Source organism: Bacillus sp. 5mfcol3.1 (assembly GCF_900114335.1).
In the GTDB taxonomy this organism is placed as follows: domain Bacteria; phylum Bacillota; class Bacilli; order Bacillales; family Bacillaceae_G; genus Bacillus_A; species Bacillus_A thuringiensis_S.
In genome coordinates, this window is sequence record NZ_FOST01000007.1 from 76,320 (window position 1) to 92,140 (window position 15,821).

Below are 15,821 nucleotides of genomic sequence, written 5' to 3' on the forward strand. Positions count from 1 at the left end.
GGAAAGGGGTTTTTCAATATTTGTTCCTCAAAATTCTACAAAACTTGAGAAATAAATTAATTGAATTTTTAGTATATTAATAGTGGAAACATAATGCTAATATGAAACTACTCTTTTTCAAAAAAATTTTTATTAGGGGGAAGGTTCATGAAAAAGAAAAGTTTAGCGTTAGTGTTAGCGACAGGAATGGCAGTTACAACGTTTGGAGGGACAGGCTCTGCATTTGCGGATTCTAAAAATGTACTCTCTACGAAGAAGTACAATGAGACAGTACAGTCACCTGAGTTTATTTCTGGTGATCTAACTGGAGCGACTGGTAAGAAAGCAGAATCTGTTGTGTTTGATTACTTAAACGCAGCAAAAGGTGATTACAAGCTAGGGGAAAAGAGTGCGCAAGATTCTTTCAAAGTGAAACAAGTGAAGAAAGATGCTGTAACTGATTCAACAGTAGTACGTATGCAACAAGTTTACGAAGGAGTACCTGTATGGGGTTCTACTCAAGTAGCTCACGTAAGTAAAGACGGTTCTTTAAAAGTATTGTCTGGAACAGTTGCACCTGATTTAGACAAAAAGGAAAAGTTAAAAAATAAAAATAAGATTGAAGGCGCAAAAGCAATTGAAATCGCGCAGCAAGATTTAGGGGTAACACCGAAATATGAGGTAGAACCAAAAGCGGACTTATATGTATATCAAAATGGTGAAGAAACAACATATGCATATGTTGTAAATCTAAATTTCTTAGATCCAAGTCCAGGAAACTACTACTATTTCATTGAAGCAGACAGCGGTAAAGTATTAAATAAATATAATAAATTGGATCATGTAGCAAATGAAGATAAATCACCAATTAAGCAAGAGGCTCCTAAACAGGATGCGAAAGCAGTAGTAAAACCTGTAACAGGAACAAATAAAGTAGGAACTGGTAAAGGTGTATTAGGAGATACGAAATCACTCAATACAACATTATCTGGCTCATCTTACTACTTACAAGATAATACGCGCGGAGCAACGATTTTCACATATGATGCGAAAAATCGTACTACATTGCCAGGAACTTTATGGGTAGATGCAGATAATGTTTTCAATGCAGCGTATGATGCAGCGGCAGTAGATGCTCATTACTATGCAGGTAAAACATATGATTATTATAAAGCTACATTTAATAGAAACTCTATTAATGATGCAGGGGCACCTTTAAAATCAACAGTTCATTACGGAAGTAAGTATAATAATGCATTCTGGAACGGCTCACAAATGGTATACGGAGATGGAGATGGTGTAACATTCACTTCATTATCTGGTGGAATTGACGTAATTGGTCACGAATTAACGCATGCTGTTACGGAAAATAGCTCGGACTTAATTTATCAAAATGAATCAGGAGCGTTAAATGAAGCGATTTCTGATATCTTTGGTACTTTAGTAGAATTCTATGATAACCGTAACCCAGATTGGGAGATTGGTGAAGATATTTACACGCCTGGTAAAGCGGGAGATGCGCTTCGCTCTATGAGTGATCCAGCGAAATATGGTGACCCAGACCATTATTCTAAGCGTTACACTGGTACTAGTGATAACGGTGGGGTTCATACAAACAGTGGTATCATTAACAAACAAGCTTATTTATTAGCAAATGGTGGTACGCATTCGGGTGTAACTGTAACGGGCATTGGTAAAGATAAGTTAGGTGCGATTTACTACCGTGCAAATACACAATATTTCACGCAATCTACTACATTTAGCCAAGCTCGTGCTGGTGCAGTACAAGCTGCAGCTGATTTATATGGTGCGACTTCTGCGGAAGTAGCGGCAGTTAAGCAATCGTTTAGTGCTGTTGGTATTAACTAAGGATTTAAAGGATAGCTATTAATAAAATACCTCAAAAATAAAGAAGGAGCATAGGCTCCTTCTTTATTTTTTTCTCCATTTTTTCCACAAATAATATAATCCGATACAACCTGCGATTGTCACAATCCACTTCGCTTCATTTGTTCCGTTCATGACTTGGTATGCCGAATATACTTCAATCAATAATGCCGGTATTTTACCTATTGTACTGGCAATACTGAAGGAGAGTAATGACATTTTCCCTAGAGCTGCAAATAAAGTCACGATACTTGATGGGATGAAAGGTATCAATCGAAACGATAGAACGAGTAGAAAGGCCTCTCTACCTTGTACATAAAGAAGACGCTCTACCTTTGGGTGCTTATTTACTTTATCGTGAGTGAACTTTTGAAGGCCTATGCGGTAAATATAAAACGAGATAATAGCCCCTAAGGCCTCACCTACGATCGAAATGATTGTGCCATTTGTTACACCGAAGAGCTGTATATTAATGGCGGTTAAAAAGATGCTAGGAATAACGCCTAAAAGACTAATGATGATGTTAATTAAGATACTAAGTGGAATTGCGATTGAATAGTATTCTGTTAAGAAATTTTGAATCGTTTCAGCCATTGTTTAAAATCCTTTATCTTTTTTTGCATTACACCATATTTCGTTTGTATAGGCAAGGGTAAATTTACATAATGTAGAAAAACGTTGATAAGAAGGGGGCTTTATACCTTATATGGGTATTGGGTATATGAAAACAGGGGTATTTTAAAATATTTTGAAAAACACTATAAAAACCTTTGTATGAAAGAGTTTTATAGTTATATTATCATTGTTTTTATATGGGAAATAATCATAAAATATAGGGGGTATATATTATAAAAGTCGAAAAATAGAGGATTGATGAAATTGCGCGGGTAAATATGGAAAAATAGATGAAAAAAATGAAAACTGATAGATTTTTTCGTTGTGAAATTGACTTTTAGTGAAGTTGCGATAATAATCATGAAAGAGGTGATATGATGAAACGAATAAGTAGTCTTTTCTTGAGTGGTTTATTGGCACTAATGCTGATCTTAAGTGGATGTGCAGGAAAAGAACAAAAAACAGAGAAACAAACAGGGAATCAATCGACATCAGTAGAAAAAATTAGTGATAATATTTTAGATGAAATGGAAGGGCCACCTAAAAATGGTCATACGATTGAAAGACATGTAGGCAAATCAGAAGAAGATTTGAAGAATCGCTTGAAGACAGATAAAGTATCAGCAGCAAGTACATACTATGACAAGGAAACAGCAACGAAAGCTGTAAAAGATAGTTTGAAGCAGCATGATAAGGAAATTCAAGACTGGTTAAAAAATTCTAAAGAGGCTCGTCTCGTATTAAATACAACACATTCATTCCCGGTTGGAAAAACGGTAATAAAGAAAAATATGAGTGTAAAAGACAAGTTGGTAAAAACTGTTACTGTTTTAGCAAGAGATAAGTCAGGAGAATTAGGGTTTAAGATTATTACTTCTTATCCATCTGATAAATAAGAAGGGGGAGTACATTATGTATACGACATTACAATACTTTCTTAAATCGTACTGTACGTTAAGTATTCATGAGGATGAAATAGTAAGCGTGATGGAAGAGTTTATTGAACAAGAAGACGAAGAAATCGTTTTGAAATTACGTGATGAATTAATAAATATGAAGAAAAAGAACGTGTGGGAAGAGGCGTGTGTATTAGCTGCGAAGGAAGGGAATCGTATGTGGTCTTTAGAAGAAACGAAAGACCATCTTGAAACTTTTTTACTATTACTGCAAAAGAAAAAGGCGTGATTAAATCACGCCTTTTTCTTTATGCTATTCGGTTGATATTATCTATTCTTTTGGAGCGCTTTTATATACGCTTTTTGAAATTTGTCCATTTGATATTACTGCCCCGTTTTGTGTTACTTTTTTATACGTAACCGCTGTGATTTTATCACTAGTCCTACTAATTACTTGGGAAGAAACTTCAACATTTTTACCAGTATTTGTACCGAAAATGCGTGTAGTAATACTACCTCCATTTGAAAATGCTTGAATATAAATATGATTGCCCGTATTATTTTTAAATTTTAAATCTGGACCATAATCTGCTACTGCTGCATCTTGCCCAAGTGGTAAATAATTTACCGGCATAGAATGATTGCTTCGAGAAACAATGCCTAAATCTGCCCTTAAAGCTGCGCTGTATAAAGTACTACTGACTTGGCAAACTCCTCCGCCTGCACTTTGTATTACTTTACCTTGTGAATATACTGCTGCAGATTTATAACCATGTGCAGCATCAGTTACGCCAACGCGGCCATTAAAACTAAATGTTTCATCAGGTGCGACAATAACCCCACTTAAAGTATTGGCTGACTTATTTACGTTAAATGATTGATTTCCGTTACGGCCGGCCATTGGAGTAGAATATTCAGCGATGACTTCTTTAATACCCATTTTCTGTATGTCTTCTGTAGAACGTTCTGGTTTTATAAATGTAACTGGCAATGTAACATCTGATTTACCAGTAGTAATAGCTTCGTTTGTTAAATCGTTTAGTTTCCCTTTATCAATTTTTTCTCCGTTTTGGCTTTGACTAACATTTACTGTTGAGCCTTCAATACTCAATTCTGCATTAACAGGATTTTTTAATGTTTCATTATATTTATCTTTTATAAAGGTTTCATAAGCTGTTGCATTTAATTGTGGTGTTAATTTATAGTCACGTTTTAATTCACCGTTTTCAGCTTGCTTACGCATTTTGTAACGATTCATTACGTTTCCTTCTTGTTCTTTGAAGATTTTGTCAATAATATCTTTCTCTTTATAATTTATCCCTAAATCTTTCCATGTGTAAGTTTGTTTATCGTTTTGGAATATGTAGGTAAGGGATTTTTGATCTAACTCAGTTACCTTTTGATTAATAATTGCTTGAATATCTTTCCTATTTTTTCCTTCGAGAGAAATACCTTCAAATGTAGTATTTGGTAATGCAGTAGTATTTAATTGATTATTTAATTTGGATACATATTGATATCCCCCAACACCGCCTACACAAAGTAATATGCCCCCAGCAATTGCAGAACCAATCAGTATTTTACTTAGCTTCATTTATTTCCCCCCAGAAATTTATGTATAAATATATGTATTACATTTTTTGTATAAAAATGATGAAAATAACATTATGTACGTACTAGTATACTATTATTTTCACTGTGTGTAATGTTTTCATAAAAAATGTTACATCGTTGTAATAATTGTCACTTCTTGTCACAATGTGTATGAAAAATATGTTGAAAAATATAATAAAAAGGCTGTCTAGAAAGATCTAGCAGCCTTTTTATTATAATTTTTTATGTTCATTTTTATTCGTAACACCGAGATGTTTTTGAAGGGTAGTTGAAATAGTGTCGACGCTTTTTTCATTTGGAACGTAATAATAAATACCACCTATATATTTATCTGTACCTTCTACTTGCATTTTTTCCATCTTTAAATTTGAATCCATTGAATTTTTTGTAATTGTCATCATATCATCAAACGTTAAATTGGTTTTTAAATCCTTATCGACAGCGTCTAGTAGGCCACCGATTTTATTAATGGAATTAAGAGATAGTGCCTTTTCAGCAATGGCCTCTAATACAAGCTGTTGTCGTTGGCCACGCATATAATCACTATCGATATGACGAGTTCTAGCTAGCGCCAATGCTTCTTCTCCATTTAAATGTTGACGTCCTTTTTTAAGATGAATTGCATCTGCTTCATCTTTACTATTTTGCTCTGTGAACTCAACTGGAACGTCTACAGTAATACCACCAAGAGAATCAACAATTTTAATAAAGGATTTAAAGTTGAATTTTACATAGTAATCAACTGGAACATCTAAAAAGTTCTCTACCGTATCAATTGTGCTGTCTACACCACCGAATACGTGCGCATGTGTAATTTTATCGTATTTATCACGTGATTTAATGTAGACGCGTGAGTCACGTGGAATGCTTACAAGTTTAACGGATTTATCGTTTTTATTAATTGTTGCAAGTAATAACGCATCTGTTCGAGTCGCTTTTCCATAACCTTTTTCCCTAATTTCACTTTCATCAACACCCATAATAAGTACGGAAATGTTGTCGGTCATAGGTTTAACAGCTTTTTCACGTTTGCTGGACTTATCTCCTCGACCTAGTTCAGCATAAGCATTATTTAAGACGGACTTTGCTTTACTGTATATATGGAAGGAGTAGCCTCCTGCTCCAAGTGCTACAATTAGTAATGGAATAAGAAGGAACCAAAGTAGGCGTTTTTTCTTTGAGCGTCCTTTTTTGGCTCGCGTATTGTTGTTCGTGTCGGATTTCATCATTTTTTCTCCTTTAAAACTATCAAAGTGTATACATTTAGAAGTGTATTCAAACACATAAAAAATATTTTACGCTAAATAAAAGCGATTGTACATGTATAAAAAATAGATGTCTTGATTATTTATAAGACACCTATTCGTTATTGTATACAAAAGATAGGGATAAGAAAATGATAAAATTTTACCTAATTACAACATAATGCTTACGATAATTGCAGATAAAATACTAACGAGAGTAGCTCCATATAGTAATTTAAGGCCAAACCTTGCAACAACGTTTCCTTGTTCCTCGTTTAGTCCTTTTACCGCACCTGAAATAATACCAATGGAAGAGAAATTGGCAAAAGACACAAGGAAAACAGAAATAATACCAACTGTACGGGGAGAAAGGCTATTAGAAATTTTACTGAGGTCCATCATTGCAACAAATTCATTCGTTACAAGCTTCGTTGCCATAATGCTGCCAGCTGCGACAATTTCAGAACTTGGTACACCGATAAGGAATGCGATAGGTGCAAATATATAGCCGATTAATTGTTGGAACGTAATACCGAATATAATGAGGAACAGGTCATTAATACAACTAATTAATGCGACGAATCCGATGAGCATAGCGCCGACAACAATGGCTACACGAAAACCATCAAGAATGTATTCTCCAAGCATTTCAAAAAAGCTCTGTTTTTCACCTTTGATTTCTAAAATATCTTCGTCATCTTTAACGTCGTAAGGGTTAATGATGAGTACGATAATAAAACCGCTAAATAAATTGAGAACGAGTGCAGTTACTACATATTTAGGTTCAATCATTGTCATATAGGCACCTACGATAGACATAGATACGGTTGACATAGCAGAGGCACAAAGTGTATAAAGACGGTGTTTTGGAATTTGAGCTAATTGCTTTTTCACTGTAATAAAAACTTCTGATTGGCCGACAATGGCAGAGGCAATAGCGTTGTAAGATTCTAATTTCCCAAGACCATTTATTTTACTAAGAAAGTACCCGATCCAATGAATAAAAAATGGTAGTATTTTGAAATGTTGTAATATGCCAATTAAAACAGAAATAAAGACGATTGGTAATAATACATTAAGGAAAAATGGCATTTCACCTTTATTTGCAAGACCACCAAATACGAAATTTATTCCATCAGCAGCATACTCGAGTAGCTTGGTAAACAAACTGGAAATGATTCTAATTAGTATGAGGCCGACTTCTGTATTTAGTAGTAAATAGGTTAAAATTAACTGTATAATAAGCATGATAAAAATTGGTTTAAATTTAATATGCTTCTTATTATTGCTAGCAATATAAGCGAGCAAGAAAACAACAATTAGTCCGACGAAAAAAGTAATGAATTTCATGATAAGCCCCCTAAAAGAGATATTCTGCTATATATGTTTTTCATTTCAAGAGAGAATATGCATCTTTGGTAAAGAAAGGAATAGAGAGAGTATGAATATATGTAGAGTGCATCACGTTGCAATTATTTGTTCGAATTATGAGACGTCAAAGTATTTTTATACTAGAATATTAGGATTTAAAGAACTTAATGAAGTATATAGAAAGGAACGAGATTCTTATAAATTAGATTTATGTGTAGGAGAAGAGTATCAAATCGAATTATTTTCATTTCCAAATCCACCTGAGCGCAAAAGTTTTCCAGAAGCAGCAGGTCTTAGACATTTAGCATTTGCTGTTACAAATATAGAAGAAGCTGTGAAGCATTTAAATCAATGTGGTGTTGAGACAGAATCAATCCGTATTGATGAAATAACGGAGAAGAAATTCGTCTTTTTCCAAGATCCTGATGGTTTACCTTTAGAATTGTATGAGGTTTGAAAATTGGTGGATTTTATATAGAGTTGCTTTCCAATAATTGAAGAAACTAAAGTGAAACTTCTTTTTAAAAGGAGGTGTAACTTTAGCTAAGAAAGCTAAAGGACATATGTGGATATTTTAAAATTATTGATGGTAGTCATTCTTATTGGGTTAACAGCATTTTTTGTGGCTGTTGAGTTTGCAATTATTAAGGTACGTAGCAGTCGTATTGATCAACTCGTTAGCGAAAAAAGACGAGGTGCACTGGCAGCTAAAAAGGTAACTTCAAATTTAGATGAATATTTATCGGCCTGTCAGCTAGGTATTACAATTACTGCTTTAGGGCTCGGGTGGTTAGGGGAACCAACTATTAAACATTTACTTGAGCCGTTGTTTTTAAAATTACAATTCTCACCTGCAATTTCCAGTACAGTTTCATTTATTATTGCCTTTGCAGTAATTACATTTTTACATGTTGTCATTGGGGAACTTGCTCCAAAGACATTTGCTATACAAAAAGCAGAACAAGTTAGCTTATTGTTATCGAAACCACTTATTTATTTTTACCGAGTTATGTATCCGTTTATTTGGGCTTTGAATGGTTCAGCGAGGGTTGTTACTGGTTTATTCGGATTACATCCAGCTTCTGAACATGAAGTAGCTCATTCAGAAGAAGAATTAAGGTTAATCTTATCTGAGAGCTATGAGAGCGGAGAGATTAACCAAAGGGAATTTAAATATGTAAATAATATTTTTGAATTTGATAATAGAGTAGCAAAAGAAATTATGGTACCTCGTACGGAAGTTGTAGGCTTATATGAGGACGAACCATTTGAAACACATATTAAAGTAATCGCACAAGAAAAGTACACGAGATATCCTGTATTTGGTGAAGATAAAGATGAAATTATTGGGATGGTTAATGTAAAAGATTTATTTATTCGTTATATGGATGGGAATCGGGACGAGGAGTGCTCGATTATGCCATATACAAGGCCAGTTATTGAAGTGCTAGAAAATATTCCAATTCATGATTTGCTATTACAAATGCAAAGAAAACACATTCCATTAGCTGTATTGTATGATGAATATGGTGGTACAGCAGGGATTGTTACACTAGAAGATATTTTAGAAGAAATTGTTGGAGAAATTCGAGATGAATACGATGAAGATGAGAATCCACCTATAGAGCATGTAAGTGAAGGGTATAAAATCGTAGAGGGAAAAGTGCTTATTAGTGAAGTAAATGATTTGCTTGGCATACATTTAATTGCTGATGATGTAGATACAATTGGTGGCTGGATTATGGTACAAAAACAAATCGTTGCTGAAGGAGATGTTATTGAGAAACACGGTTTTTATTTTAAAGTCCTTGAAAAGGATATGCATCAAATTAAACGAGTGGAAATAAGGAAAGTAGAAGAATGATTTTCTATAAACTTTAATAAAAAGGATATACAGAAAAATAAATGTTTGCGCTTTCAAAAAAGGTGCTATATAGTGAAGGTGGATACTGAAAAATTCTTCTGAATGATACTCGTGTTTTTAGAGGGCGGATTTTTTGGATAAGGATTTAGAATGAAAAAGTATAGGTGATAAAAATGATAGCAACGAAGGATATACGTATAGAAAAAGATTTTTTAGGTGAAAAAGAAGTACCAAGTGCAGCTTATTATGGTGTACAAACATTACGTGCCGTAGAAAACTTCCCAATTACAGGATATCGCATTCATCCATCACTCATTACAGCAATGGCAATTGTGAAAAAAGCGGCGGCGCTTGCGAATATAGATACTGGTTACTTAGCTAAAGACATTGGATATGAAATTGCAGAAGCAGCGCAAGAAATTGTTGATGGAAAGTTTCATGATCAATTTATCGTGGATCCTATTCAAGGCGGAGCCGGAACTTCTATTAATATGAATACAAATGAAGTAATTGCGAATAGAGCGTTAGAACGTATGGGATATGAAAAAGGGGCGTATGCGAAAATTAGCCCAAACACTCATGTGAACATGGCCCAATCAACGAACGATGCGTTTCCAACAGGGATTCATATTGCAACTCTTATGATGTTAGAAAAGCTTCTTATTACAATGGAAGAACTTCATTCTGCTTTTCGTAAAAAAGCAAAAGAGTTTGATCACGTTATTAAAATGGGACGCACACATTTACAAGATGCAGTTCCAATTCGCCTTGGGCAAGAATTTGAAGCGTATAGCCGAGTGCTTGCGCGTGATATAAAAAGAATTAAACAGTCTCGTCAACATTTATATGAAGTGAATATGGGGGCGACAGCTGTTGGTACAGGATTAAATGCAAATCCTACGTATATTGAACAAGTAGTAAAACATTTAAGAACGTTTAGTGGATTCCCACTTGTTGGTGCAGAGCATTTAGTTGATGCAACGCAAAATACAGATGCATACACAGAAGTATCTGCAGCACTTAAAGTATGTATGATGAACATGTCTAAAATTGCAAACGATCTTCGTATTATGGCGTCTGGTCCACGTGTTGGGTTAGCTGAAATTCAATTGCCAGCACGTCAGCCGGGTTCATCGATTATGCCAGGTAAAGTAAATCCAGTTATGGCAGAAGTGATTAACCAAGTCGCATTCCAAGTAATCGGAAACGATCATACAATTTGCTTAGCATCAGAAGCAGGACAATTAGAGTTAAACGTAATGGAGCCTGTGCTTGTATTTAATTTAATTCAATCTATAAGTATTATGAATAATGGATTCCGTGTATTCCGTGAATATTGTATTGAAGGAATTACAGCAAATGAAGAATTGCTGAAGCAATATGTTGAGAAAAGTGTTGGAATTATTACAGCAGTTAATCCTCATATTGGTTATGAAGCAGCATCTCGTATTGCACGTGAAGCAATTGAAACAGGAAAATCTGTTAGGGAGTTATGTTTAGAACATGGTGTACTGACAGAAGAGGAATTGGATATTATTTTAGATCCATTCGAAATGACTCACCCTGAAATTGCTGGAGCTTCTTTATTAAAAAATAAAAAAATGTAATGTGAAAAACACCGATCCATTTGGATCGGTGTTTTATTTTTAAAAGATATTAAATACAGCGTTTAATTGAAGTAAGCTAATAACAGCTAAGAAGATTAAACTGTATTTCATTGCTGTTTTAAATAGAGCAGATTCTTTCCCAACTAGTCCAACTGCGGCACAAGCAACTGCTACAGATTGTGGTGAAACCATTTTTGCCATTGTACCACCTACTACGTTTAAGGCAACGAGTGTAGAAGGAACGATGTTTAACTGGTCTGCTGTTACTGCTTGAAGTGGTGCGAATAAAGAACCACTTGAAACTACTGAACCTGTAATGAATACGCCAATCCATCCTAAGATTGGAGAAAGAACTGGGAATGCATTACCAGTAGAAGAGAATGCAAGTCCAAGTGTAGATGACATACCAGAGTAGTTCTCTACGTAAGCTAAAGCGATAACGCTACAAATTGTATATACTGGAGCTTTTAATTCTTTCATTGTTTCAATCATTAATTCTTTAACCATTTTACCTTTTACGCGGTAAACGATAAGTGAAACGATAATTGCTAGTACAATCGCAGTAGTTGTAGAAGAGAATACATCGAATTTGAAAACAGCTGCGAAAGGTGTATCAGCTTTTGTAATTGGTGTAGTTTTCATAACAGCATTATGAAGACCAGGGAACTGAATGTTAAATACTAAGTTCGCTAACGCACCATCTGGAGCAAATAAAGCTTTAATCGGTTTTAAGTTAAAGATTGTTACAAATGCAGTTAAGAATACGAATGGAGACCAAGCATATAAAATTTGATTGAATGTATGTGATACTTTAGTTTCTTGTTTTTCTTCTTTAGTAGAAGATTTTGGTTGCCAAACACGTAAGAATAATGCAAGAGCAATCATACTTACAACGGCTGCGAAAATATTAGTAAGTTCTGCACCTAAGAAGTAAGTTACAGCGAATTGAGTAATTGCGAAAGAAACACCACTTACAAGAATACCTTGCCAAGTTTCTTTAATACCTTTAATTCCATCGACCATTGAAACAAGTAAGAAAGGTAAGATGATACTAATGAAAGGTAAAATAAGAACAGTTTGACGACCGATAGTTAATGCGTCAAGTTCAGTTAATTGTGCTGGTACTGTAACTGGAATACCCATAGCACCCATAGCACCACCAGCGATATTAGCTACTAAACAAATACCTGCTGCTTTTAATGGGTTAAATCCCATACCTACAAGTAGTGCAGCTGTAATAGCAACTGGAACCCCTAGACCAGCTGCGCCTTCTAAGAAAGCACCGAAAGAATAAGCGATTAATAATACTTGTAAACGTTGATCATTTGTAATGCTTGAAATACTATCGCGAATAATATTGAATTGCTCTGTTTTAACAGTTAATTTGTAAAGGAAAATTGCGGCGATAACGATAGTACAAATTGGATAAAATCCAGATAAAACACCGAATCCGGCAGATGCTACAGCTACTGTTGCTGGCATTTTATAAACAAATATTGCAAGGATAATAGCGACAATCACACTATAAAGACCAGCCATGTAACTTTTCATTTTGAATCCCATTAAACAAATGATGAAACAAAAGATTGGAAGTGCTGCGATTAGTGCAGATAGCCAAATATTGTTTAATGGGTCATAAATTTGTGTCCAAGTACTCATAATAATGACAACTCCTATCTATTATATGTGAAGAAATTCACATTATTTGTGAAACTGTTCACAATCAACTTACATGCTTAGTATATTCTCCTTCAACACTATTGTCAACGTAAAAAAGTATAATTATTCCATAATAGTGTTAAAAGAAAAGCTTTGTTCATAAAGTAGACAAAAAACACACTCAAATGAATTTAAGTGTGCTGTATAAGTTATTTGCATATTATTTTGCTTATTCAGATGGCATGTTCCTTATAGGCGTATATTAGATGCCATCTTTTATATCGAGTATAAAGTTTGATATATGAACTGATCTGTCCTGTTTGATCTAGTGAGGGAGGAATGGTGAGTAGATTTAATAGGAAGTTTGGCACAACAGTCCAACCGCTTGCAATACGAATAAAAAATTAGAAACAAATTTTTAATACCACATCATCTCTTTTTACTGAAAATTCCTTTTAGCGTAACAAAGAGGTTAAGTATAGTTCAGCTACATTACGATAGGTTATCAATTATAGACGGTATTTTACAATACCGTTACTGTGCATTTCAATGAGGTGAAAATATAACAAAAAGCCTGATAAAACAACGTTTGCAAGCAAAGTATTCGTAGGCCATTATTTTGCTTTTTCGTTATATCATATAGTATAATATTCAAAATCAACAAGGATTTTTTCCTGAATTTTTGTTGATTAAAATGGAAAAATTTTTCGGCTTTATAGGTTGATAAAGTTATGTCGTAACAGGAAATATAAGAACAGATATATAAATAAATAAAAAGAACATAAAAACGCAAATAAAAACGAAAATGAGGGGAACTTTATGAGCCAAAATCAATTCGAATGTCGTATTTCAGAAGAAGATGTACAAATGTTAAGAGCGTTAGCTCACCCACTTCGTCTACGTCTAGTAATGGAACTTATGCAAAGAGGAACATGTAATGTAACACAACTACAGGAAGTATTAGAAATTCCGCAATCAACGGTTTCACAACATTTAACGAAGTTAAAGCAAAATAAAGTAGTGCGCTTTGAAAGACGAGGATTAGAAGTGTATTACCAAATCCATAATGATAAAGTAAGTGCGGTAGTAAAAACATTATTTTCTTAAAATTTGAATATTATGGAAAAAGACGTGTAGAATATACGTCTTTTTTTATTTGTCGGAAAGGTAGCGAGAGAGTAAATATTAGCATGTGAGGAAGAAATGACTATCAATCAACATGCTGCTTTACGGAATATATTCTAAAAGGAAAAGAAAAAATAGAAAGGAGTGCAGTAAGCAAAAGGAGGGATATTAGTATGGATGTGAAACGTGTGAAACAAATCTTATCTTCTTCAAGTAGAATTGACGTTACATATGAGGGCGTACCAGTATGGATTGAGAGCTGTGATGAGCAGAAGGGGAGTGCTCAAGTGTATGATGTATCTAATCCTGGTGAGAGCGTTCATGTGGACGTGACAGCTTTAGAGGAGAAATAATAAAAAAGACGCTTCTAATTTTAGAAGCGTCTTTTTTTGTATTATTCCATCATACTCGCAACTTTTTTAGAGAAGAGAAGGAGTACAAGTCCTAAGACGATAACGATAATACCAATACTTGCAAATACTTCAAGGTATCCTAATGATTGTGTAAAGGAAGCAAGTTTACCAGCTAACCAGTTAGCCATACCTGAACCAGCTAACCATACACCCATTAGTAATGATGCTAATTTAACAGGTGCAATTGCACTTACCATTGATAGACCGATTGGTGATAAGAATAGTTCTCCAATTGTATGGAACATATAAGTGATAACGATGAATAATAAGTTTGCTTTAACAGTTATATCAGCTTCACTACTTCCAGTTTTTAGAACCGCTAATGTTAAAACCAGGTAACCTATACCTAGTAAAATCATACCAAATGCCATTTTTGTTGGTATTTTTAAATCGCCACGCTTTGATTTAGAAAGTTTTAACCATAGCATAGATACGAATGGTGCAAGGAGTACGATGAACGCTGGATTAACGGATTGGAACCAAGATGTTGGAACTTCCCATCCAAAAATTGTACGATCAACAAATTTATCTGTATAGAGTGTTAAAGAACTACCAGCTTGTTCAAAGCCTGCCCAGAAGAATACTACGAAACAAGTTAAAATTACAATTGCCCAAGTGCGATTTTTTTCTTGTTTTGTTAAAGGTTTCTTTTCGATTGCAGGTTGATTTTTTGTTTTTTTACCAACAATTGTTGTTCCTGCTGTACCAAGGTAGCGAGGAGCTAATAAGTTGAAAACAATTTGTCCAATAATCATACCGATACAAGCTGCTAAGAATCCGTATTTATATCCCATAACCATAACGCCATCAACGCTTGTTTTAAAGAAATCTTCTGCTAAAAATCCACAAATAAGTGGAGCGAAGAAAGCACCTACGTTAATACCCATATAGAAGATAGTAAATGCACTGTCACGACGTGAATCATTTTCACCATATAATTCACCTAACAGTGTAGAAATATTTGGTTTGAAGAACCCATTACCAATAACTAATAGTATTAATCCTAGAAATAGTCCTGTTTTTGTATTCATTGAGAATAGTACAAAGTTGCCGATTGCCATAATAATTCCGCCGAGAGTAATGGCATGACGTCTTGTGATATAATGATCCGTTAGCCATCCGCCTATAATTGGCATGAAATATACTGCCGCTGTAAAAGTACCATATAATTGCACTGCGACTGCCTTATCAAATCCTAACCCACCACTAACAGCAGCAGTTGTTAAATAAAGAACTAAAAGGCCACGCATTCCATAATAACTAAATCTTTCCCACATTTCTGTTAAGAACAACAAATACAACCCTGGTGGATGTTTTTTTGGTGATTGTTGCTCTCCAGCTTTGTCTAATTTTAAAGCTGCATCCATTTTTGTTTCCCCCTAATCCTGTATAACGGATATTTATGTAATCATTTTAATTTACAAAATATTTAGAAGTCAATAGAATTATATGGAAATAGAAAGAAAATTTCTAAAAAAGTTCTATTTTTCTTCAACCGTTACTGTATTTTGCCCTGAAAACGAGATGATAAGCGTTTTCAAATGTAA

Annotated in this window: 14 protein-coding genes; 8 read left to right on the forward strand and 6 right to left on the reverse strand. The window is 34.4% G+C overall.

Annotation, left to right across the window (positions count from 1 at the left end; all coding sequences use genetic code 11):
* Positions 1-147: 147 nt before the first annotated feature.
* Positions 148-1,848 carry a M4 family metallopeptidase gene (locus tag BM089_RS25190; protein ID WP_000730376.1) on the forward strand — a complete coding sequence of 567 codons (1,701 nt, stop codon included), beginning with the start codon at positions 148-150 and terminating at the stop codon, positions 1,846-1,848.
* Positions 1,849-1,911: 63 nt separating this feature from the next.
* On the opposite strand, the gene BM089_RS25195 is transcribed toward BM089_RS25190, so the two are convergent.
* Positions 1,912-2,460: a TVP38/TMEM64 family protein gene (locus BM089_RS25195; protein ID WP_061661012.1), complete on the reverse strand. Its 549-nt coding sequence runs from the start codon at positions 2,458-2,460 to the stop codon at positions 1,912-1,914.
* A gap of 398 nt (positions 2,461-2,858) precedes the next feature.
* Between BM089_RS25195 and BM089_RS25200 the strand changes: the two genes are divergently transcribed.
* Complete coding sequence (locus BM089_RS25200; protein ID WP_000822706.1) at positions 2,859-3,377, forward strand: RNase A-like domain-containing lipoprotein; 519 nt, start codon at positions 2,859-2,861, stop codon at positions 3,375-3,377.
* Positions 3,378-3,393: 16 nt separating this feature from the next.
* Positions 3,394-3,666 carry a hypothetical protein gene (locus BM089_RS25205; protein ID WP_000288806.1) on the forward strand — a complete coding sequence of 91 codons (273 nt, stop codon included), beginning with the start codon at positions 3,394-3,396 and terminating at the stop codon, positions 3,664-3,666.
* Between the two features lie 42 nt (positions 3,667-3,708).
* Here the strand turns inward: BM089_RS25205 and BM089_RS25210 are convergent, their stop codons facing one another.
* The 3 genes from BM089_RS25210 to BM089_RS25220 form a co-directional block, all read right to left on the reverse strand.
* On the reverse strand, positions 3,709-4,971 hold the full coding sequence (locus BM089_RS25210) for a VanW family protein (protein ID WP_000777371.1): 1,263 nt from the start codon (positions 4,969-4,971) through the stop codon (positions 3,709-3,711).
* 232 nt (positions 4,972-5,203) lie between these two features.
* Positions 5,204-6,220, reverse strand: coding sequence for an LCP family protein (locus BM089_RS25215; RefSeq protein ID WP_002153524.1), 1,017 nt, complete (start codon positions 6,218-6,220; stop codon positions 5,204-5,206).
* A gap of 186 nt (positions 6,221-6,406) precedes the next feature.
* Entirely contained in the window at positions 6,407-7,585 is a 1,179-nt protein-coding gene (locus tag BM089_RS25220) for a NupC/NupG family nucleoside CNT transporter (protein ID WP_090978378.1), read from the reverse strand.
* Between the two features lie 91 nt (positions 7,586-7,676).
* Between BM089_RS25220 and BM089_RS25225 the strand changes: the two genes are divergently transcribed.
* From BM089_RS25225 to aspA, 3 genes are all read left to right on the forward strand, one after another.
* The gene (locus BM089_RS25225; protein WP_001017682.1) at positions 7,677-8,063 is read left to right on the forward strand and encodes an SMU1112c/YaeR family gloxylase I-like metalloprotein; all 387 of its coding nucleotides are present in this window, start codon (positions 7,677-7,679) and stop codon (positions 8,061-8,063) included.
* 108 nt (positions 8,064-8,171) lie between these two features.
* Entirely contained in the window at positions 8,172-9,470 is a 1,299-nt protein-coding gene (locus tag BM089_RS25230; RefSeq protein ID WP_000353320.1) for a hemolysin family protein, read from the forward strand.
* Between the two features lie 173 nt (positions 9,471-9,643).
* Positions 9,644-11,077: an aspartate ammonia-lyase gene (aspA, locus tag BM089_RS25235; protein ID WP_075718941.1), complete on the forward strand. Its 1,434-nt coding sequence runs from the start codon at positions 9,644-9,646 to the stop codon at positions 11,075-11,077.
* Between the two features lie 39 nt (positions 11,078-11,116).
* On the opposite strand, the gene BM089_RS25240 is transcribed toward aspA, so the two are convergent.
* On the reverse strand, positions 11,117-12,736 hold the full coding sequence (locus BM089_RS25240; protein WP_000109093.1) for an L-lactate permease: 1,620 nt from the start codon (positions 12,734-12,736) through the stop codon (positions 11,117-11,119).
* 819 nt (positions 12,737-13,555) lie between these two features.
* Here BM089_RS25240 and BM089_RS25245 point away from each other — a divergent pair.
* Complete coding sequence (locus tag BM089_RS25245) at positions 13,556-13,843, forward strand: ArsR/SmtB family transcription factor (protein WP_000081428.1); 288 nt, start codon at positions 13,556-13,558, stop codon at positions 13,841-13,843.
* Between the two features lie 191 nt (positions 13,844-14,034).
* Positions 14,035-14,214, forward strand: a complete 180-nt coding sequence (locus BM089_RS25250) for an acid-soluble spore protein H (RefSeq protein WP_000382679.1) — start codon at positions 14,035-14,037, stop codon at positions 14,212-14,214.
* Positions 14,215-14,255: 41 nt separating this feature from the next.
* Here BM089_RS25250 and BM089_RS25255 read toward each other — a convergent pair whose 3' ends face one another.
* Positions 14,256-15,641: a peptide MFS transporter gene (locus tag BM089_RS25255; protein ID WP_069354950.1), complete on the reverse strand. Its 1,386-nt coding sequence runs from the start codon at positions 15,639-15,641 to the stop codon at positions 14,256-14,258.
* Positions 15,642-15,821 lie beyond the last annotated feature (180 nt).